The 20,522-nt window shown below is 63.7% G+C and carries 22 protein-coding genes; 2 read left to right on the forward strand and 20 right to left on the reverse strand.

Going from position 1 to position 20,522, the window contains the following annotated elements; genetic code table 11:
* Positions 1 to 274: 274 nt before the first annotated feature.
* From VFB33_00005 to VFB33_00075, 15 genes are all read right to left on the reverse strand, one after another.
* On the reverse strand, positions 275 to 1,822 hold the full coding sequence (locus VFB33_00005; protein ID HZO80049.1) for a helicase-related protein: 1,548 nt from the start codon (positions 1,820 to 1,822) through the stop codon (positions 275 to 277).
* Complete coding sequence (locus VFB33_00010; protein HZO80050.1) at positions 1,815 to 3,329, reverse strand: hypothetical protein; 1,515 nt, start codon at positions 3,327 to 3,329, stop codon at positions 1,815 to 1,817. Before VFB33_00010 ends, VFB33_00005 begins: the two co-directional genes overlap by 8 nt.
* 2 nt (positions 3,330 to 3,331) lie before the next feature.
* A complete protein-coding gene (locus VFB33_00015; protein HZO80051.1) occupies positions 3,332 to 4,255 on the reverse strand; it encodes a hypothetical protein in 924 nt (307 codons plus the stop codon).
* Between the two features lie 17 nt (positions 4,256 to 4,272).
* The gene (locus VFB33_00020) at positions 4,273 to 4,992 is read right to left on the reverse strand and encodes a hypothetical protein (protein ID HZO80052.1); all 720 of its coding nucleotides are present in this window, start codon (positions 4,990 to 4,992) and stop codon (positions 4,273 to 4,275) included.
* Between the two features lie 200 nt (positions 4,993 to 5,192).
* Positions 5,193 to 5,573, reverse strand: a complete 381-nt coding sequence (locus VFB33_00025) for a VOC family protein (protein HZO80053.1) — start codon at positions 5,571 to 5,573, stop codon at positions 5,193 to 5,195.
* Between the two features lie 64 nt (positions 5,574 to 5,637).
* The gene (locus tag VFB33_00030; protein ID HZO80054.1) at positions 5,638 to 6,384 is read right to left on the reverse strand and encodes a carboxypeptidase regulatory-like domain-containing protein; all 747 of its coding nucleotides are present in this window, start codon (positions 6,382 to 6,384) and stop codon (positions 5,638 to 5,640) included.
* Positions 6,385 to 6,490: 106 nt separating this feature from the next.
* Entirely contained in the window at positions 6,491 to 7,108 is a 618-nt protein-coding gene (locus tag VFB33_00035; protein HZO80055.1) for a methyltransferase domain-containing protein, read from the reverse strand.
* 99 nt (positions 7,109 to 7,207) lie between these two features.
* Entirely contained in the window at positions 7,208 to 7,402 is a 195-nt protein-coding gene (locus VFB33_00040) for a helix-turn-helix domain-containing protein (protein HZO80056.1), read from the reverse strand.
* Between the two features lie 168 nt (positions 7,403 to 7,570).
* Complete coding sequence (gene secD / locus VFB33_00045) at positions 7,571 to 9,238, reverse strand: protein translocase subunit SecD (protein HZO80057.1); 1,668 nt, start codon at positions 9,236 to 9,238, stop codon at positions 7,571 to 7,573.
* A gap of 45 nt (positions 9,239 to 9,283) precedes the next feature.
* Positions 9,284 to 9,649, reverse strand: a complete 366-nt coding sequence (yajC, locus tag VFB33_00050; GenBank protein HZO80058.1) for a preprotein translocase subunit YajC — start codon at positions 9,647 to 9,649, stop codon at positions 9,284 to 9,286.
* Between the two features lie 3 nt (positions 9,650 to 9,652).
* Positions 9,653 to 10,801, reverse strand: coding sequence for a tRNA guanosine(34) transglycosylase Tgt (gene tgt / locus VFB33_00055; GenBank protein HZO80059.1), 1,149 nt, complete (start codon positions 10,799 to 10,801; stop codon positions 9,653 to 9,655).
* Positions 10,798 to 11,817: a tRNA preQ1(34) S-adenosylmethionine ribosyltransferase-isomerase QueA gene (gene queA / locus VFB33_00060; protein ID HZO80060.1), complete on the reverse strand. Its 1,020-nt coding sequence runs from the start codon at positions 11,815 to 11,817 to the stop codon at positions 10,798 to 10,800. Before queA ends, tgt begins: the two co-directional genes overlap by 4 nt.
* Positions 11,818 to 11,993: 176 nt before the next feature.
* Positions 11,994 to 12,974 carry an NAD(P)H-quinone oxidoreductase gene (locus tag VFB33_00065; protein ID HZO80061.1) on the reverse strand — a complete coding sequence of 327 codons (981 nt, stop codon included), beginning with the start codon at positions 12,972 to 12,974 and terminating at the stop codon, positions 11,994 to 11,996.
* Between the two features lie 103 nt (positions 12,975 to 13,077).
* Positions 13,078 to 14,133: a zinc-dependent alcohol dehydrogenase family protein gene (locus VFB33_00070; GenBank protein HZO80062.1), complete on the reverse strand. Its 1,056-nt coding sequence runs from the start codon at positions 14,131 to 14,133 to the stop codon at positions 13,078 to 13,080.
* A 177-nt stretch (positions 14,134 to 14,310) separates the two neighbouring features.
* Positions 14,311 to 15,309: an LLM class flavin-dependent oxidoreductase gene (locus VFB33_00075; GenBank protein ID HZO80063.1), complete on the reverse strand. Its 999-nt coding sequence runs from the start codon at positions 15,307 to 15,309 to the stop codon at positions 14,311 to 14,313.
* A gap of 192 nt (positions 15,310 to 15,501) precedes the next feature.
* Between VFB33_00075 and VFB33_00080 the strand changes: the two genes are divergently transcribed.
* Positions 15,502 to 16,266 (forward strand): tyrosine-protein phosphatase, encoded by a 765-nt coding sequence (locus VFB33_00080; protein HZO80064.1) that lies wholly within the window; start codon positions 15,502 to 15,504, stop codon positions 16,264 to 16,266.
* Between the two features lie 115 nt (positions 16,267 to 16,381).
* Here the strand turns inward: VFB33_00080 and VFB33_00085 are convergent, their stop codons facing one another.
* From VFB33_00085 to VFB33_00105, 5 genes are all read right to left on the reverse strand, one after another.
* Positions 16,382 to 16,921 carry an HPF/RaiA family ribosome-associated protein gene (locus tag VFB33_00085; GenBank protein ID HZO80065.1) on the reverse strand — a complete coding sequence of 180 codons (540 nt, stop codon included), beginning with the start codon at positions 16,919 to 16,921 and terminating at the stop codon, positions 16,382 to 16,384.
* 28 nt (positions 16,922 to 16,949) lie between these two features.
* The gene (gene groL, locus VFB33_00090) at positions 16,950 to 18,569 is read right to left on the reverse strand and encodes a chaperonin GroEL (GenBank protein HZO80066.1); all 1,620 of its coding nucleotides are present in this window, start codon (positions 18,567 to 18,569) and stop codon (positions 16,950 to 16,952) included.
* Positions 18,570 to 18,584: 15 nt separating this feature from the next.
* A complete protein-coding gene (locus tag VFB33_00095; GenBank protein ID HZO80067.1) occupies positions 18,585 to 18,836 on the reverse strand; it encodes a hypothetical protein in 252 nt (83 codons plus the stop codon).
* A gap of 40 nt (positions 18,837 to 18,876) precedes the next feature.
* On the reverse strand, positions 18,877 to 19,179 hold the full coding sequence (locus tag VFB33_00100; protein ID HZO80068.1) for a GYD domain-containing protein: 303 nt from the start codon (positions 19,177 to 19,179) through the stop codon (positions 18,877 to 18,879).
* Between the two features lie 62 nt (positions 19,180 to 19,241).
* On the reverse strand, positions 19,242 to 19,685 hold the full coding sequence (locus VFB33_00105; protein HZO80069.1) for an Hsp20/alpha crystallin family protein: 444 nt from the start codon (positions 19,683 to 19,685) through the stop codon (positions 19,242 to 19,244).
* A gap of 250 nt (positions 19,686 to 19,935) precedes the next feature.
* On the opposite strand from VFB33_00105, the gene VFB33_00110 reads away from it, so the two are divergent.
* Positions 19,936 to 20,505 (forward strand): TraR/DksA family transcriptional regulator, encoded by a 570-nt coding sequence (locus tag VFB33_00110; protein ID HZO80070.1) that lies wholly within the window; start codon positions 19,936 to 19,938, stop codon positions 20,503 to 20,505.
* Positions 20,506 to 20,522 lie beyond the last annotated feature (17 nt).

Consider the following 20,522-nt stretch of genomic DNA (forward strand, 5'->3'; position numbering starts at 1 on the left):
GGGAAAGCCCGCAGCGGGCAAAATACTGGAGATACTCAATTGAATCTGTGGAGTGTCAAAAACGCCGGCCAGACCGGCCTTGACCGGGCCACGCACCCGTTTTCTCTACTTCGACCTGGTACGCTTTTGCGGGGCATCTCATTCGCGTGACGGACTCTACCTCAAAACGCGGGGATCTTCGGGGGGCAGGCCACTGCACCGAGCCGAATGTCGACTAAAATCGAATAGCCAACAGGTCGCTCCCTCAAACCTTACGTGGCAGATAGCCGCCCCATCACCGGAGCGCTTCAACTAGATGAAGACTTGGGCCGCTCCCAATCAGTGAGCGGGCGAGTTTGGCGGGTGGTGCGGAAGTTGGCCATAGTTTCTCGTCGGCTAAGAAGTGTATCCGGCGCAACAGCCGATTTACGCGCTCTTCTTCAACGCTGCCGGGAACGATGACATGGGCTACTCGAACGTTCGAGTTGAAGCCCAGCCTTCCTTTGCGACGCGTCAGCCGCCCGACTCGCTGGAACAAGCGAAGCGGCGACCAAGGCAGCTCGTAGTGTACGAGCAACTTGCACGCCCACTGCAGGTCGACGCCCTCTGAAAGGACATCTGTGGCCACAAGAATATATGGAGGCGTTGCTCGCCTGTTAAAGTCATCCGTCACCGAATCGACGTCTTCTGCATCGACATTAGTCTTGGCGGTGTCATCGCCAAGTCGCTTGTTAAGTGTTTCGACCAAACCCAACGCTACGCCGCGGTGCGCACAGAAGACCAGCCCTTTGGATTTTCGAGTAAGCACCAGACCTTCCTTCGTAGGAGCCACCACGCCTTCGCACTCGAGCACCTTCAGCAGTCTAGCCAAACGCGGATGCTCGGAAAGATAGCACCATGCGGGCCGGCGCCTTTTGCCGTTGCTAACGACGTGGATAATCTTGTACGGCATTCCGAAGCTCTTACGCCGGCCTGCTTGTGCGCGGCTCAATCGGTGCATTTGCTTGTGGGGGTCCCATATAGTCCGCACCAGCCCAACCGCCCGTGCGTACTCAAGGGACCATTGGTCGTCATTGATTCCGCTATGAACGAGACGCAACTCGTCGTTCGTAGGACCGGCAACCGTTTGGTTGGCACCGCGTGGCAGCTTCCAGTGGAACCGGCCAGCTGCGAGCTTCCTCAACTTGATGCGCGCCGCAATCTCGAAGAACTGGCCATCGATTTCTTCGCGGCGACCCATGAAGCCTTGGATGATCGTCAGAGCTCGCTTAATCGCAATCGCGATGCGTTCGCGGAACAATTCCTCGTCGTAGGGCTCTGAATCAATCGCTTCTTCCTCCTCAAGGACCGGATTCACCGGGGTGGCGGACACAAAGAACAGGTCCTTTATTATTTGATGACCGCCCACATACCATGGGCGACGGCTCGGTTCTTTGGCGACCCAACGCTCGCACTGTTCGATGATCTTATGGGTGGAGCGGTGCCATTCGTCGAGAACCACGTAATGCCAACGACCCTTCTGTTGCCTGGCCAACAATCGGTAGGTTCGATAAGTTGGGATTCTGATTCCCTCACGGGTTAAAACACGATGAAGTCGCCTGAACGACATGCTCCGGATCTGCTCTTCGTTTAGGTCCTGAACAAGTCCACGATCACCGGCGAGCAGCAATAATTCTCGCAGCCAAACTTTTTGAATGTGGTGGTTTGGCCCGACGATTAGTGTGCGCTTTAATCGAGAATTGCACGCAGCCACGCGCCACCCGGTCCCGTGAAGTATCTTCCTGAGGACGAGTTGGGTCTTGCCAGCGCCCATCGGCAGAGAGACAAGATAGGCGTTACGCACCGTCAAGCCGCCGGAGTTTCGGAGCCAGGTCTATACACCAAGACGGGATAGCGGTCGCCGCGAGGTTTGGGCTGAGTCCAGCGAGCCAGGCTTGCCACTCAAGCTCTTGATGGCCGAGTTTCGGATTGTCGTAAGAAGTTCTCCTCGCCGCCCGCACGTCGGTGTAGGTTGGTATAGTTGTTTTCGAGATCTTTCTTTTGCCGTTGACCTTTTCCAGAGCCTTTCGAAACTCAACCAATCGATCCGAGTTCATTTCTAGAATGGCCCAAAGGCTTGCACAGTCGAGCTCTCTGACCCAAACGTCTTTGCCCTGGCGACACCCACGCACCTCAACTGGTGGCGCTAACAGGTGCTCAGCGAGCCGCAGTTGATTTGTGTGAGATTGGAAGCGCAGGCGCTCCGCAGCACGGACCCTGAGCGGCGCGGGACGGGGTTCTGTTTTCGACACAACGACAACTTGGCGAGCGCCGGCGAGTGAGCCCTTGAGGCGAATTTCCGCCCGCCCATCCACCATGACGATATCCGCCGTGGCAGGCCCGTCGATCGCTAGCTGCCGACGTTCGCTCCAGTTTTCCATCAGGTCATCGTCCTCGTCTGGGTCGCCCGGCTGCTCCGGTGCACGAAGAGTTCGATAATCCTCACGCGGAAATCCCCGAAGCAGCGTCGATAATTTCAGTCTACCGCGACGCACGACTACAACGGTTTCGTGATTAAGAAATTTCCCGATGCCCAGAGCTTGACCAGTCAAGTTCGTCGATCCGAGGACGAGCAGCCCTTGTGTTTCTATCAACTTGGCGTGGATGCTCGTTCCATCGCGGCGAGCGCCCGTCCAGACTTTCGGAACCTGTTCGCGGGCTATCGTTGTTGGGCACAGCGTTTTGATGGCAGTCTCTGATACGAAGGGTGCAGCACAGCCGATGGGTTCCTGGCCGTCGAGAAGTTCTTTGAGCACATCGATCACCAGCAAGCGACGGTTCTGAAGTTTCGCCGGCGCGCCATTACGAGCATCCAAGACAAAGCTTCCGCACTCCAGCCTCTGTCGGATCAGCCCGCGCTTTTTAAATAGCAAGTTGCTTTTCATCCAGCCGATCTGATTGAGCGGAATCGACGAGTTGGGCCACCACGGAAACGTCTCGAAAGTCTGGTAACGCTTGTCGAGGTGATAGCGTGTTACGTTGAGCGATGGAGCCGCAAGTGTCTGGCAGCGAAGTGGACGACGCTTAACCGCAAGCCAAATCTTGCTGTGGAATACCGGACAACTGTTCGCGACCGGCCGGTGTCCCGTGATCTCAACCGCGACGATTAGCGAGTTCGGGTAGTGCTGGCGCAAGAACCCGGGCGCGTGATGCTTCATGACATCGTGAAGGACCACGATCCGCTGATGCGCGGGGACCCGATGAGTGCGTAATAGTTCGGCCAAGACCTGCTCGTCCAGGGAGAACGTCGTGAAGAGGAGCGCATCGCAACCAGCTGTTGCTTTAAAGAACGACTCAATGGGCAACGGCACAGCTATTTCGTCCCGGCAGGTGTGTGTGCGATGTATAGGTTGTAAAATACATGGAACCCGAGGCCAGCTAGGACGATCCCATTCTCCGCGCGCGTTCGGCGATGCAACTGCTCAAGTGCAGGCTTCTCAACGGAAGCCTGCACCAACGGGAGAAAGCGCCGGTACGGTTTGAAATCGCGCGATGGTTGCGCCAATACGCGTGACAAGAGTTTCGCCCAATCTGTAACCGGGATGAAGGATGGAATCCCTTCCACGCGAGACGCAATGCCATATACGCAGCGCAAGAACGCGTAGCAAAATGCTCCGCGCCGGAGCATACTGTCGTATTTTGTACGCTTCAAAAGCGCGGTGAGCGCTCGGTCAACAACGCTTGAATCGTCCTGATTCTTTGAAAGGTGGTCGAGAAGCTTCGCGAACTCCCTACCCGGTCGGGCCATTGAAACGCGCAATGCTTTTCGCCATTCAGTGGCATGATCTGTGAAGAACTTAGGACTTCCGCGATATCGCAGGCGCGTTCGCAGTAGGGCCTGTAAGTTTGACAACTTTTTCTCTTGCGCAGAGATCACCTTTTTGTACAAGCTGCGGTACGCATTGAAGGTGCTGATCCTGGTCGGACCAAACTCCCGCGTATATAGTCCTTGTTTCTGATAGTCGCGTTGCCGCCGGTGGATTGCTCTCAGCTTCTTTTCCACTACCGCTTTGTTGCGCTCGTCACGAAGTTCGTGCGCGACCAACAGATACGGCCAGAAGCGAACACCTGTTTGCACTGTAGGAAATATACTACCGCTGAGTTCAAGTACGCCGATCGCTTTGCGCATCTCGGCAGGGTCATACTTCCCGAACATCGATCGCCCGCGCGCTGGTCGCAGCTCCGGACAATTGAGAGAGTTCGCGCTGCCGAAATTATCTACGCTGATGCCGGACATCGGCGGTCCCCTTCTGCTTAAGAATTCACTGCGCCTTTCGGATGGGTTTTCGTTTCCGTGAAAAGATCGTCCAGCGATCGCGCGACCCTATAGCGCGCCGGGTTGTCGCCGACCGCCAGCGCCTTGAAATGCGCTTTGCCGCATTCGATCTTGGCGCCTTCCGTGCTGCGAAGATCGTCTTTGAACAGGCTACCCTTGGTTTCCACCACTAGATAGAGACGCTCCATGCCGTCCTGCTCGATGAGAACCGCCCAGTCGGGATTGTAGCTGCCTAGCGGTGTGGGGACTTTGAACCATCCGGGGAGCTTCGCATAGAGCTTCACCGCTTCGTTTTTCTCCAAGTCCTCGGCGAAGCCGCGCTCGATCCCTTCGGAGTCGTAAACGACGCGCTCGTGAACTGATTTTGTTGCCACCATGCTCTGCTTCAGGTAGCCGCTCAGCTCTTCTTGCGCGAACAGCTCCTGCGCATAGTATTCCTGATCACCGATGCGCTGGTACTTGATGCCGTCCACAAGCGCGAGGCGCTTTGCGCGATTGATCGCTTCGGCCGCCAGCTCGATGAATTGTTGCGGATTGCGCTTGAAGTCGTCCAGCCGCTCGCTCTTGATCAGGATGTATGCGATGCTCTTGCGGGTCAGTTGCGTCCGGTCCTGCAAGTCCGTGAGAAGGTCGGGCAGCTCGATGTCGGCCTCATCCAGCCGGGTAGCTCGGACTTGAACTTCAGAAGAACCAGCCACTCTTGCCCGCCCCCCCTGATGTCGCAAGAAGCGAGTGAGATTAGCGATGGGGAAAATGCGCTCTGATAAAATAGCGCAAAGTCGGCGCTAAAAGAAGGCGAAGATCCATTCCCTCATGACACCGCCTCAATAGGCTGTGCTGCGCCGAAATATACAGACGCGCCCGCATAAACGCGCCGCCGCTCGTTGCGACGCCGCGTCTACGGCTTGCGGTCGAAGATGAAGAGCGGGACCTGGTTGGCGACTTTGGGGTCGATCGCGAGGATGCGCCGACCGGCTTCGACGCGCAGCGCCGGCGGCCGGATTCCCGCCTTGCCCAGCGCCGCTGCGACCCGCTCGACGTCTTCCGCTTCCAGCCATATCGCGGCCAGCCCCTCGCCGGTGGCGGCAATCGTCGCCGCGGCGGCCGGGTCCGCAAGCAGCCGAATCTCCGCGTCGCCAATCTTCAGCGTCGCGGCTTCGCCGCTTGAGCCGTCCTTGAGTTCAAAGCCGAAATTGCGCTGGTAGATCGAAACCGCGTCGGCGAGGTCGGCGGTCGCGACCTCGAGCCTGTCGAAGCGTTTGAGCAATTCCTTTTCCACCGGTTGTTGTCTTGGCGCCGCGCTGTCGCCGTCATCTGCGAAATCGCTCGGCGCCGTCGCAGCTCTATTTCTTGTCGAGGCCCATCGTGAAGTCAATGCTGACCGTCTTGCCCGGCTCGACGATGACCTTGTGCGTCCGGGTGCCGAGCTTCTCCTGCCACGCGGTGAGCGTGTACGTGCCGGGCGGCACGTCCTTGATCGTGAAACTGCCGTCGGCGCCGGTCACCGCGTAGTACGGATTGCCCGCGACGAACCAGTATCCGTGCATCCAGCCGTGCGCGTCGCAGCTGACGTGGACAATCTCGGGTTCGTTCAAGGTGACCGCGATGATCTTCTTGAAACCCGGCTGCGCCATGTCGAGCGGCGGGTTGCGCCGCGATTCGGTGCGGACGCTGTGCAAAATGCCGTCGGAGTTAACGACGTCGACCGTGCTGCGGGCCGGAAAAGCGAGCACATGCGGCACGTACTCGCATCCCTTCTGGTCGAACTTGACGCCTTTTTGCGGGGTCAGCGGAGCGCCCTTTTCGATGTCCGAGATGCTCACGACGGCGTTGGCAATCCCGCCCGCGGCGTCCACAACCAGGCTCTCGTCGTAGTGCTGCACGGCGCCGCATACGTCGCGGTCCTTGCTGATTTCGACCGGCGCGCGCGCGGGAGGCGCGCCGTCGAAGCTGACCTTGCCGGTGATCGTGCCGCCATCCTTGACGGCTTCGGCCCGGTAGGCGCGGGCCGGCGCCGCCGTCACGGCAATCCAGGCCGGCGCCGCCGTCGCGGCGCACATCAGGGCTGCGAGGAAAATACGGAATCTCATGGAGAATTAGACGGCGCGGGCGGCGAAACTATTGAGCATAACTGCGCGGCGCCGACCGCTTCTGCCGCGGCGTATGTGGCTGGCGACGCCGAAAGCGCGTGCCGGCTCAACCGAGCTTGGTCGCGATCACCAGCCGATGGACCGACAGTTTGGACAGGCGCTCGTTGCGCTCGACTCGGATGTTCTCGCCCTTGATGACGTCGCTCACGCGCAGCCGCGTCGTCCACCCAAGATGCTTGGTCACCGGATTGGCGAGCCAGACCAGCGAGTACAGCAGCGGGTTCTCGCTCGCGAAATGATTGACGTGCACGATCTTGCCGCCGGGCTTACACACCCGCACCATCTCGCGCATCATCCGCAGCGGATCGGGCACCACCGTCATCACGTGGAAGCTGAGCACCCAGTCGAAGTTGTTGTCGGGGAAATCGAGGTTGAGCGCGTCGCCCTGGCGGACCTCGATATGGTTCCATCCCTGCTCGCGGGTCTTCTTGACCGCCTGCGCGAGCATGTCGGCCGAAGGATCGATCCCGACGACGTGGACGTAGGCGGGATAGGCTTCGAGCGAGATGCCAGTGCCCACGCCGACCTCGAGTAGCTGTTGGTCGGGGCGCAGGTTGAGCGACTCGATTACCTCGTGTTCGTGATCGACGAAGACGCGGCCGAACGTGTGGTCGTAAAAACGCGCCAGATCGGAATAGACCCGGCTCTCATGCGGTTCGCCCATCAGTCACACCTCGCAGTTGTCCGCGGTGTGAACCCGGGCCGACCCGGCGCGGCGCGCGCGGTTCACCACCTCCCCCACCCCAGCGTCCCGTCCTGACCGTCAAGCGGCCGCGTTGATGCCCCGCGCCTGGCGCTTGAACGAAGCGATATCGCGTTTGCGGAAACGCCATTGCCGGCCCTTCTTGAAGGCCGGCAGGATACTGCGGCGCGCGAACTCGTTGACGGTGTCGGGGCTGAGATCCAACAGGAAGGCCACTTCCCTGGAGTTGAGGAGCACGTCGTCTTTGTCGGCCATGGTCGTGCCGTTGGAACGCGATAAGCTCGCGGTTTGTAATACGGGCGCTTCCGTCAAGTCAAGGCGATTGTGACAAAACGCATCAGCCGCCGCTACGCCTGGGCGGAGCGCATGCCAATGCGGGTGATTTTTCCGCATTCTCACGTCGGTTAACGCCTCAAACTGCTATTAAACGCTAATAGTATTCAGTTTGCGCATCGCGATTCGGTAATCGTACCACGCGCGTGTCACGACAAAGCAGGAAAATACGCCCGTCAGTACGCCCACGCACAACGTCACCGCGAATCCTTTGACCGGGCCTGTGCCAAACTGGAAGAGAATCAGGCCGGCGACGAAAGTCGAGATGTTGGAGTCGCGGATCGCCGACCAGGCGCGCTCGTATCCGATTCGGACCGCCTCACGCGGCGTCTTGCCCGCCCGCAACTCTTCGCGCATCCGTTCGTTGACCAGGACGTTGGCGTCCACCGACATGCCCAGCGTCAGCACGATGCCCGCGATGCCGGGCAGGGTCAGCGTCGCCTGCATCGCCGCCATCACGCAGATCAGCAGCAGGATATTGAGCGAAAGGCCGAAGTCGGCGAGCACGCCCGCGCCGCTGTAATAGACCGCCATGAAGATCAGCACCGCCGCCGCGCCGACCACGAAGGACAACTCGCCCTCGCGGATCGAGTCGCGCCCCAGCGAAGGGCCGACCGTGCGCTCCTCGGCGATCTCCACCGGCGCGGGCAGCGCGCCCGAGCGCAGGACGATCGCCAACTCGTGCGCGTCGTCATAGGTGAAGTTACCGGTGATCTGGACGTGGCCGCCGGGTATTGGCTCCTTTATTACAGGGTCGGAGTAAACCACGTTGTCGAGGATAATCGCGAGCCTGCGGCCGACGTTGGCCGAGGTTATCGCCCCGAAGATCGTCGCGCCGCGCTGGTCGAGGTCGACCGTCACGTAGGGCCCCTCAAGCTGGCCGCCCGGACGCACGCGAGCGTCGGTTATCGTGTCGCCGGTCAGCAGCACCGGTGTCTCGACCAGGTACGGCACACGTCCGCCGCGGCTGGCCGGCCCGTAAAGGATCTCATCACCCGGCGGCGGCCCGTCGCGCAGCGCATCTGAGATCGAGTGGCTGTCGTCGATGAGCTTGAACTCGAGCACGCCGGTCTTGCCGATCAGCTCCTTGGCGCGCTCGGGGTCCTGGATGCCGGGGAGCTGGATAAGAATCTCGTCGTCGCCTTCCTTGGCGACCGTGGTTTCGCGCACCCCGAGCTGGTCGATCCGGTTGCGGATGGTCTCCAGCGCCTGCTCCATCGCCTGATTGCGCACCTGCGCAAGCTCCATCGGCCGGTACATCATCTTGTACGTCGGTCCGGTCTCGCCCGCGCCGGGGACGTAGCTCACGACCATGTCGGGAAAGATGCGCTGAGCAATGTCGAGGAAAGCGCTGCGCTCATCGGCGCTCGGCAGCGTGACGAGCAGCGCGCCCGAGGCGTCCTGGGCGATCTTCTTGACGTCGAGCTTGTTTTTCTTGAGCTCGAGCTTGAGGTCGTCGCCGGCGCGGCGCAGTTGATTCTTGACCGCGTCGTCGAGCTTGACCTGCAAAAGCAGATGGGTGCCGCCCTGAAGGTCGAGCCCGAGCTGTATCTTCGGCGTCGGGATCGCGTTGACCCACCAGTCGGGCAAGGGAACCTGGAGGCTGGGCAGCAGGATCAGCACCGCCAGCAGGGTCAGCGCTCCCCCCAAATACAGCCGGGTGAGTCCGCTGCCGCCGGTGAAGTGCAGCCACAGGAAGGCTACCGCCACCGCGAGCAGCACGATTATCGGGATGAAATCGGCGTTTGCGTTCTGCACGTTAACTCCGCGAAAGCTCCGATGCGGGTGCGCGCCGGGGCCGGCCTATTCCGCCTTCTCCCGCTTGCCGGCCGAAGGCGTCTTGCCGTAGTTGGAGAGCGCGGCGATCTGGGCGCGCTCGACCCGCACCCGGACGTTGGGCGCTATCTCCAAAGTCACAATCCGGTCGCCGATTTCGTGGATCCGTCCGAGCATCCCGCCCGAAGTCACAACTTCGTCGTTGCGCTTGAGCTTGGCGAGCATGTCGCGATGCTCGGCGGCCTTCTTGGTCTGCGGCCGGATGAAGAACCAGTAAAAGGCAACGATCAGCAGGGCAAACGGCACCGCCGGGCCGTACAGAAGCTGATCGACGAGCGTCGCCTGCCCGCCCGCGCCGGCGTCCGCCGCCCACGCTATTCCTTCCCACAGCATCGCTTACTCTTTCTGCGCGCGATCCGCGCCGCTGGCAAGCCGCCCGAGCGTCGCGGCGGCATATTCGCGCCATTTGCCGGCGGCGATCGCGGCCCGCATCCCCGCCATCAGGCGGGCGTAAAAGTACAGATTATGTTCCGTCAGTGCGCGCGCCGCCAGAATCTCACCCGAGACATACAAATGGCGCAAGTAGGCGCGGCTGAGCCGCGCACACGTCCGGCATCCACACTCCTCGTCGAGCGGTCGCCGGTCGCGCGCATAAGCCGCCTGCTTGATCGAGATCCGACCCACGGCGGTGAAGGCGCCGCCATTGCGCGCGTTGCGTGTCGGCAACACGCAGTCGAACAAATCGTAGCCCATTCCTACCGCCGCGATAAGGTCCTCCGGCGTGCCCACGCCCATCAGGTAGCGCGGGCACTTCGCCGGCAAAAGCTCGGCGCTGAGCGCCGCCATCTCGCGCATCTGCTCGCGCGGCTCGCCCACCGCCAGCCCGCCCGCGGCGAAGCCGTCGAAGGCCAGCGCGGTTATCCGCGCCGCGCTTTGCCGCCGCAAGTCGGGATAGACGCTGCCCTGGATTATCCCGAACAACGCCTGGCTCGGGCTGCGGCGAGCCCCAACGCATCGCTCGGCCCATCGCGCGGTCAGCTCGAGCGATGAGCCGGCTCGCTCGTAATCGGCGGGATACGGCGTGCATTCGTCCAGCGCCATCATCAGATCGGCCCCCAGCCGCTCCTGGATTTCGACCGCGCGCTCGGGCGTGAGCATCACCTCGCTGCCGTCCAGATGCGAGCGGAAGCGGATTCCCGCCTCGCTTATCGAATTGAGCCGCGCAAGGCTCATCGCCTGGAAGCCGCCGGAGTCGGTGAGTACCGCGCCCGCAAAGCCCATGAAGCGCCCCACCCCGCCCAGCTCGGCGATCAACTCCTCGCCCGGGCGCACCGCCAGATGGTAGGTGTTGGCGAGCACCAGCCGATAGCCGAGTTGCCACAGCTCGTCGGGCGCCATCGCCTTGACCGCCGCGCGGGTCCCGACCGGCATGAAAGCGGGCGTGGCTACCTCGCCGTGCGCGGTGCGCATCAGGCCCACGCGCGCGGCGCCGTCGCGCGCGACGACTTCGAAGCTGAAGTGCGCCCGGTTTTCTCTGCCGCTCACAGGATCAACATCGCGTCGCCGTAGCTCAGGAAGCGGTAGCGACGGCGGATCGCCTGCTCGTAGGCGTCGAGGATAACCTCGCGCCCTGCGAACGCCATCACCATCGCGAGCACGGTGGAGCGCGGCATGTGAAAGTTGGTGATCATCGCGTTGACGACACGGAAACGGAAGCCCGGCGCGATAAACAGCCCGGTCCAGCCCTCGGCGTCGCCAGTGATTCCCCACGACTCCAGCGCGCGCACGCTGCTGGTGCCGACCGCGATTACCCGTCCGCCGGTACGCCGCGCCAGGGCCAGCGCCTCGAGCGCCGCGGGCGAAATCGTGTACCACTCGGCCTCCATCGTATGCGCCTCGACCTGGGGCTCGCGCAGCGGCGTGAAGGTCCCGGGGCCGATATGGAGCGTCACGAACGCGTTGCGGATTCCGGCGGCCGCGAGGTCGGCCAAAAGCTCGCGCGTGAAATGCAGTCCGGCGGTGGGCGCGGCAACGGCGCCCGGCCGCGCGGCGTAGATCGTCTGGTAGTCCTCGCGGTCTGCGGGGCGCGGCGGGCGCTGGATATAGTGCGGCAGTGCGGGCACGCCCGCGGCTTCGAGGATCGTTTCGATCGGCACGGAGTTGTCGCTCGCCACCAGCGGGCGGCCCGAGCGCACGAAGCCGACGACGCGCAACGCGTGTCCGTCGTCAAGCTCAAGCCGCGTCCCCTCGCGCAGTCCGCGATGGGTCCGCGCAAGCGCCATCCATGCGCCGCGCGGCTGCTCGACCGGGCGGACGATCAGGAGCTCGACCGCGCCGCCGGACGGCTTACGTGCAAACAGCCGCGCTGGGAAGACCCGCGTGTCGTTGAGGACCAGCAGATCGCCGTCGCGCAGAAAGTCACGAAGCTTGTAGAAGCGCGCATGCTCAAGGGTGCCGGCGCGGCGGTCGAGCACCAGCAGACGCGCCTCGGCACGCCGCTCCAAGGGCTCCTGCGCGATCAGCTCGGGCGGCAGATGGTAGTCGAGTTCGCTAAGACGCATCCGGCGGCGGGGCAGCAAATCAGGCGCTCGCCCGCCTTCAAGAATAGCATTTCCGCGCTCTGCCCAAATTATCCTGGCCGCAGCTCCCACTGAACCTTCGCGCAACGTCCACGGGCCTCTCCCAACGCGGGTGAGACATGGAAGTTTCCCTGCCGCAACTGCGGGCGCTGCGCCGACTAGGCGATGCGCAGAACTATCTTGCCGAAGTGCTCGCTCGCCGCCATCATGCGATGCGCCTCGCCGGCCTGCGCCATCGGCACCACCTGGTAGATCGGCGGACGCAAGCGTCCGGCTTCGAGCGCCGCGCCAAAGCGCGCGAGCAGCGCCGCCACAATCCGCGCCTTCTCCCCGGCTGGACGGCTGCGCAGGGTCGAGCCCATGATCTTGAGATGGCGGCGCAAAACGGGATTTAGATCGATCTCGCCGCGCGCGCCTTTCATCAGGCCGATCAACACCAGCCGGCCGCCGGGCGCGAGCGCCTCGAGATTCTGCCCGAGGTATGCAGCGCCGATATGGTCGAGCAGGACGTCAACGCCGCGGCCGTTGGTTGCAGCCTTGACCGCTGGCGCAAACGGCCCCGACTTGTAATTGATCGCAACGTCGGCGCCGAGCTGCCGGCACCGCTCGCACTTGGCGTCGCTGCCCGCGGTCACAATTGAACGGATGCCCGCCTCCTTGCACAGCAGGATCGCCGCCGTGCCGACGCCGCTGCCGCCGCCATGCACGAGCACCGACTCGCCGGGCTGCACCTCGGCGAGCATGAAGATGTTGAGAAAAGCGGTGAGAAAAACCTCGGGGAAGGCGGCGGCCTCTTCGTCGCTCATCCCCGCCGGCACACGCATCGCGGAACCGGCGTCAACCACCGCGTGCTCGGCGTAGCCGCCGCCCGCAAGCAGCGCCATCGCCCGCTCGCCGACGCGCCATCCGCTGACCCCAGCGCCGAGCGCGGCGACTTCACCCGCGCATTCGAGGCCCAAAATGTCCGAGGCGCCGGGCGGCGGCGGATAGAAGCCCTGGCGCTGCATCAGGTCGGCGCGGTTGACTCCGGCGCACCTGACCCGGATTAGCAACTCGCCCGCACCGGGTCTTGGGTCGGCAGCTTCGCCGACCTTGAGCACGCTTTCGTCGCCGGGCTTGTCGAAGATCACCGCCTTCATCGTGCAGCCGCCTTTCCGCCGCGCGCCCCGCGGGGGCGCGCGCAAAACGCGAAGAGGGCCCGCGTCGGACCCTCTCCGCAGCAAATCGCTTATCCCGGTCGCGTCAGATCTTGTAGTCGATGATCGTCACACCGACGTTCTGGAAGTTGGTCATCTCCTCGAGGATTTTCGAGGCGCCCCCCAGGTCTACGGTGCCGGTAATCATCGACTTGGGGTTAAGCTTCTTCGCCTCGACCAACTGGAGCATTCCGGGATAGTGCGACGCCTGCATCCCCAGTGTTCCGATCAGTTGCAGCTCCATCAGCACCACCTTGTCGATCGGGACCGCGACTTCGCCCTTCTCGGCCTGGGTGGTGAGGCCAATCTGGAGATGGCGTCCCTGCTTGCGCAGGCTGTTGATGGAGTTGCGGCAGGTGGCGGCGACGCCCAGCGCGTCAACTGAGACGTGCGCCCCGCCCTTGGTGATGTCCATGATCGCCATCGCCGGGTCGCCGGCCTTGGCGTTAACGATGTGGCTTGCGCCGACCGACTTGGCCAGCTCGAGCTTGCGTCCGTCAAGATCGACCGCGATCACCTGCGCGCCGATCGCGGCCGCGATGTGGACTGCCGCAAGCCCGATCCCGCCGCAGCCGTGCACGGCGACCCATTCGCCCGGCCGCACCTGCGCGCGATCGACAATTCCGTGGTAGGAGGTCATGAACCGGCAACCCATCGAGGCGCCTTCGAGAAAGCCAACGCTGTCGGGCATGGGCACCAAGTTGAGATCAGCGAATGGGACGCCGACGTATTGGCCGTAGCCGCCCCAGTACGTCACGCCGGGAACGAACGGGGTGTTGCAGATATTGGAGTTGCCGTTGCGGCAGAACTCGCAGGTGCCGTCGCCCTGGCTGAACGGCACCAGTACGCGGTCGCCCTTCTTGAAGTCGCGCACGTCCGGGCCGACTTCCTCGACCACGCCGCAGAACTCGTGGCCCATCACCAGCGGCAGCGCGGGGGTCAACCCGACCCACGACCAGTCGCCCGACCAGATGTGCCAGTCGGAGCGGCAGACGCCTTCGGCGGCGGTTCTGATAATCGCGCCGTTGGGCGGACACTGCGGATCGGGCACGTCCCTGACCACCAGCGGCTTGCGAATCGCTTCCAAAACTGCGGCTTTCATCGAAGTCCTCCTTGCAGACGAATCCGGCGGCCGGCGGCCCGTCGGTCCGATTTCCGTGGGTACAGCCAAGCGCCATGCGCGCCGGCTTATGCGCGCCGCGCGGATCAACCTTTAGCGCCGCGTCCGGTGGCAGGCAAATCGACGCGCGCGCGCTGGTCCGCGTGAGACCGCTGCGGGTTACTGCGCGAGCGCTTCCACAACGCGCGCGTAGCTCGCCAAATCGGGCGCATCGATCTCCACGCGATGGATATCGGCGCCGGCCGCGGCCTCGGCCGCCAGTCGCTCGCGCGCGCCGGCGACGTCGCCGACGTACGTCATCTCGTCGAGCAGCCGGCGCGATACCGCCTCGGCGCCGGCCTTCGAACCGCCGGCGGTCCATGCCTCGCGGATGCGCCGCACGTCGTCGCCGAAGCCAAAGCGAGTGAGTTGCTCGGCGTAAAAGGTGCCCATCCGCGCCGCGTAAAACGAGAGCGTGCCGGCGTAGGCAGCGCGCGCGCGCTCAGGATTGTCGGTCACGTGAATCGTGCCCGGCGCTTTGACCGCGATTGCCCTGGGGTCGCGCCCCGCCTTCGAAATCATCGCGCGAAACGCGGCGATCGTCTCACCGAGACGCCCCAGCGGAACCATCACCGGCAGCCATCCGTCGGCCTGCCGTGCGGTGAACTCGACGCTCTTGCGATTGAGCGACGCGATATAGATCGGGATGTGTTTGCGCGGCGGCTCGAAGCGCAGCGTGAAGCCGCGCGCGAGCTTGAACAGTCTGCCGTTGTAGTTGAGCGGCTGGCCCGCGATGAGCATGTTGATGATGTCCACGTACTCGCGCATCCGGCTGAGCGGCGGATTGAACGGCACGCCGTGGAAATGCTCGATCACCTGCGGTCCGCTGGTGCCGAGCCCGATGATCATCCGCCCGCCGCTCAGCTCGTCGAGCGTCGCGAAATGCTGCGCGAGCGCGCCCGGGGTGCGCGAGTAGGTGTTGACGATCGCGGTGGCGAGTTTCACGCGCGAAGTATGCTCGGCGAGCAGAGTCAGCGTGGTAAAGGCGTCGCGGCCCCACGCCTCGGCGACCCAGATCGAATGCATCCCGGCCTGGTCGGCGGCGCGGGCGCGCTCGATCAGCCCTTTGAAGTCGGGCTTGCCTTGCCAGTTGATACCGGCCGAAATGTTGTAGGCCATCGTCGCTGCACCTCGCGGGCGCCCGCAGTCCAGCCAGGGCGCCGGGCGTGCGGCCACTTTTAGCCTCACCGCGCGCCGCCTGTCGAGCGCAGAAGCCCGGCGAACCCGCGCTTTCAGAGCGCCTGCGAAGCCGCTAGGATTATGGATGGTGGTGTGGACGGTGCGGGGTCTCCGGCCCGCCGCAGATCCGACGTGTCAGCCGACGCTGAAAAGAAATCCGCCGCCAATCGCGACAATCCTCCCTCATCGCGCCGGGTCGTCGTCGATTTCAACCTGCTGCGCCGCTTCGGCGGCCGCAATTTCCGCGATCTCGGCGGCCATCCGGCCGCCGACGGCCGCCGCGTGCGGCGCGCGCGGGTCTATCGCTCGGCGCATCTTTCCGAACTGCCGAACGAAACCCCTATCAAATCCGCGGGCCTGCGCACGGTCGTCACCCTGCAAAGCCGCACCGAGATCTCGATCCTTGGGCCGCCGCACGCCGACCTTTTGCGCTCGGTTCGGTGGGAGCATATCCCGATCGGCGACCGCTGGTTCCAAGAGCGCGAGCCGATAAGCCTGGTCCCCGGCCGCGAGCATCACGCGATCGTTGACAAGTTCCGCGACGACTGGCGCACCTTTTTTAAAATCCTCGCCGAGCGCGATGTTTACCCCCTGCTCTTCCACTGCTCGGCCGGCCGCGACCGCACTGGGGTGGGGGCGGCGATGTTGCTCGAGCTGCTGGGCGTAGCGCGCGGACGGATCGTTACCGACTTTCTCGAAAGCAACTTGGTGTTTCCGAAAATTCCGCTTGCGCCCACGCAACTCGACCCGGTCTTCGAGTTGATCGACGAGGCGGGCGGAATCGAACCGTTCATGTGCGAGGGAATCGGGCTCGACCGCTTCGACCTCGAAGCGATTCGCGCCGACCTGCTCGAAGACGCAAGCGCCGGCGACGAGCGCGATTCCAACGGCGAGTAGCCCCTGTGACAAGCCCTCCGCGGCGCGACGGCGCGTTACGGCCGCGGCCGCTCGCATCAACGCCGCGCCCCGCTCCAATCAACAAGAAGTAGCTGTGCGAAGCGCGCGCGGCGCGCTAGGACTTCCCCACGATCGCGACCGAGCTCGCCTGCGGCCCCTTGTCGCCCATCTCCTCGGCGAACCTGACTTCGGTGCCGACCTTGAGGCGGTCGAAGCCGTCGTTGAGCACGCTGTTGCGGTGGAAATAAATCTCGCGCCCGTCGGCGGTGGTCAGAAAGCCGTAGCCTTCGAGCGGGAAGAGCTGCGAGACGCGCGCGTGCGGCGGCGCCTCGATCGTTTTAACGTCGCGCCGCTGCTTGCGCGCGTAGTCCTGCAATTTGCGCCGCGCGGCGTCGAAGGCCGAACGGATCGCGACCGCAAGATCGTCTTCGGCCTGGCGGTTGACGCTCAGCTCGGCGCCAGGCAGGGTCATATCCACGCGGACCTTGAACGGGCCGCCGCGATGATGGTGGTCGACGGTGCCCTCGACGATCACGTGGCATCCGCTGATCCGTTCGTAAAAGCGCTCGAGCATAGCGACCTTCTCGCGGATCTCGGCCTCCGCGGCCGGGGTCAGCGCGAAATCGCGCGCGGTGATTTGCAATGACCGCTGCATCCTCAATCCCTCATTCTATCGCGCGCGCTCACATCGCGGCCGCGGGCGGCTTTGCTTCCTTGGGTTCCTCCAGTTCGGTCAGCGTCGCCTCGCTGAGCAGAAGCAGGCTCGCCACCGAAACCGCGTTCTCCAGCGCGATCCGCACGACCTTGGTGGGATCGATAATCCCGGCCTCGACCAGGTCAACGAACTCCTTGCGCGCGGCGTCGAAGCCCATGTTGCCCCTGCCCGTGCGCATCTGATGGACCACGACGCCGCCGTCCACGCCGCAGTTCTGCGCGAGCTGGCGGGTCGGTTCCTCTAGCGCACGCCTGAGAATCTGCACTCCGGTGCGCTCGTCGCCGGGCGGGCATCTGCCCTCTTCGGCTTCGAGCGCGTCGATCGCGCGCAGCATTGCGAGACCGCCGCCGGGGATGATGCCCTCGGCCACCGCTGCCTTGGTCGCGCTGATCGCGTCCTCGAAGGCTTCCTTGCGGCTCTTCATCTCGGCCTCCGAAGGCGCGCCGACGCGGATTACCGCCACCCCGCCCGAGAGCTTGGCCAGCCGCTCCTGGAGCTTCTCGCGGTCGTAGTCGGAGGTGGTCTTGTCGATAAGCTGGCGGAGCTGCTGCTTGCGCCCCTCGATCATCGCCTTGTCTCCGAGGCCGCCGATAAGCTTGGTTGATTCGCGATCGACGACCACGCGGCGCGCCTTGCCCAGGTGAGAGAGGTCAATCGATTCGAGCTTCAGCCCGAGCTCCTCGGAAACCACGTGCCCGCCGGTCAGGATCGCGATGTCCTCGAGCATCTCGCGCCGGCGGTCGCCGAAGCCTGGCGCCTTGACCGCCACGCAGCGCAGCGCCCCGCGCAGCTTGTTGACCAGCAGCGTGGCCAACGCCTCGCCCTCGATATCCTCGGCGATCACAAGCAGGGCGCGGCCGGCCTGGACGATCTGCTCGAGCAGCGGCACCAGGTCCTTCATCACCGCGATCTTGCGGTTGGTGATCAGGATCGACGCGTCCTCAAGCACCGCCTCCATCTTGTCCGGGTCGGTGACGAAATAGGGCGAGACGTAGCCGCGGTCGAACTGGAGGCCCTCGACCACGTCGAGGTTGGTTTCGGTGGTCTTGGATTCCTCGACCGAGATCACGCCTTCGCCGCCGACCTTCTCGATCGCGTCAGCGACCAACTCGCCCATCGCGGGCTCGTTATGGGCCGAGATGGTGGCGACCTGGGCCTTTTCGAGCCGGCTTTTGACCGGCCGCGAGAGCGCGCGCAGACTGTCCACCGCGACCTTGGCCGCATGGTCGAGGCCGTGCTTGATATCGATCGCGCTGGCGCCGGCGACCACGTTGCGCACGCCGTCGGCGAAGATTGTTTCGGCCAGGATCGCCGAGGTGCTGGTGCCGTCGCCCACCGCGTCGCCAGTGCGCTCGGCGGCTTGGCGGATCATCTGCGCGCCCAGGTTTTCGATCGCGTCCTTGAGGTTGACCTCTTTGGCGATCGTGACCCCGTCGTTGCACACAAGCGGCGGGCCATACGAACGCTGGATCAGCACGCACTTGGACTTGGGGCCGAGCGTGACCCGGATCGCGTCTGCCAGCGCCCTGGCGCCGCGCAACAGTTTCTCGCGCGCCTCCGAGCTGAAGAGCAACTGCGTGTGTTCCATCGAGGCGTCTCCGCGCTAGCGCAGTTCGCGCTCCTCTATCAGCCGCTCGTAGCAGGCCTCGCAAAGCGGCGTCATTTCGCCCGCCTCTTCGAGCACCGCGACGACCTCGGCGGCTGGCTCTTCGGCCGCCTTGGTGCGCGCAAAGGCGGCCGCGCACGGAGCGCACCGAAAGGCCCGCCCGGCGCGCTTCTCGTAGTCGCGGGCGAGCTCGGCCTGTTCGATGTCGCTTAGGCCGTCGAGCAGCACGAAGTTGGAGTTGGCAGCCATCTGAGTCTCCTGCTCTGATTGCCTGATCCTGACGCCACGCCTAGACCTTCAGCCCCTGCGCCATGCGCAGGAAGCGTTCCCACGGCGTGGCCACCCAGGTCTCGGTCGAGGCGTGGCCGATTGACCTGACGAGCAGCGCCACTTTGGTCGCGGTCTCGGTGTCAGGCGCTTCGAAGATGTCAAGGTAGTCGCATCGCCCGAGCACGGCGTAATTGCCCACCCACTTCACGTTCGGGCATTCCTCGCGGATGCGCTCCTCGACCTTGGCGTTGAGCTTTTCCACCGTCCCATGGCGCGCGAGCGCCTCGGGCGAAAGCCTGGTCAGCATCACGTAAGTTCCCATCGTCGCAACTCCCTGGATTTTTGCGCCGGCCCAGAACCCGAGGCGCTCGCTGCGCGGCCGGTCTAGTGCTTTTCGGCTTCCAGCGGAATTTTCTTGGCGACCGCCTCCTTGGCCATCGGTATCGAGATCTCGACCACGCCGTTCTCGAATTTGGCCTTAACCTTGTCGGTCTCGACACCCTCGGGCAGGGTCATGCGGCGCTCGAAGGCCCCGTAGGAGATCTCGCGGCGGAAGTAGTGCTCTTTCTTGACCTCCTTCTTGTCCTTGCGCTCGCCCTTGATGGTCAGGACATTGCCCAGCACGCTGAGCTCGAGGTCCTTGGGGTCGAGGCCCGGGACGTCCGCGCGGACGATCAGGTTGCCGTCCTTGACGAAACTCTCGACCGGCACCGTCAACTGCTCTTCACCGTTCTCGAAATCCTCGAACAGACGGGGGAAGCGCAACTCGAAGTCACGCGCCCATCGCTCGAGCTCGCGGAACGGTTTCCACGGCATCAGTGCTCCCATTTTCCTTACTCCTTATGTCGGTTTTGCCAGATGGCACGCCGGCCACCGGCCGATCGGACCTAAAGCAAAGAGCGCACCATCAAAAATAATTGATGCTCCGGTAGTTCAAGTGGGTATTCCTGGCTCCCACTGGGGCAGCGATGTCTCAAGAGATGTCGCCGAATGACCCATGCGAGCGTTGCCCAAATCTCCACGATTGATGGCGCGCCTCTTGCGTCGATTATTTCGCGGAAAAGGGGACACGAAGACGATGCCAACAGATTCTGACCGCGAGCGGGTCGAAAAGCTCAAAACCATCCTTGCCAAGGAGAGAAACCGAGCGCTTGCGCGCGTACGCGAGTACCGCCGCGACCAGGACGATGAGGCGATTCCGCCGCCCGCCGACGAGCTCGACGCCGCCCGAAGCCTGGCCGAAGTCGAAACCCATGCCAGCCTGATCGAGCAGGCGGAATTTCGGATCAAGCAGATAGACGACGCGATGCTTCGCCTAGAGCAGGGACGCTACGGCGTATGCGAGGATTGTGGAACCGAAATCGCGCTCAAGCGTCTGGAGGCCCTGCCCTTTGCCACCCGTTGCGTGGATTGTCAGACCAAGCGGAATCGGACGCGCCGCGGCGAGGGCGGCATGATCGAACCGTTCGACCGCCAGTGGGAGATACCGACCGAGGTGGACGAAACCACCGAGGGCTCACGTGACGAGTTCGTTCGCCTGCCCGAAGAGGAGCTGATCGTCCATCGCGAGGAGCCGCTCGGCCCCGAAGAGGGGGAACTCGAAAGGCCCCCCGCGATAACCTCGCGCCGGCCCGGGCGCCGGCGCTAAGAGCTTGTGCGTCCAGC

This window comes from Candidatus Binataceae bacterium (assembly GCA_035650475.1).
Classification (GTDB): Bacteria; Desulfobacterota; Binatia; order Binatales; family Binataceae; genus JAKAVN01.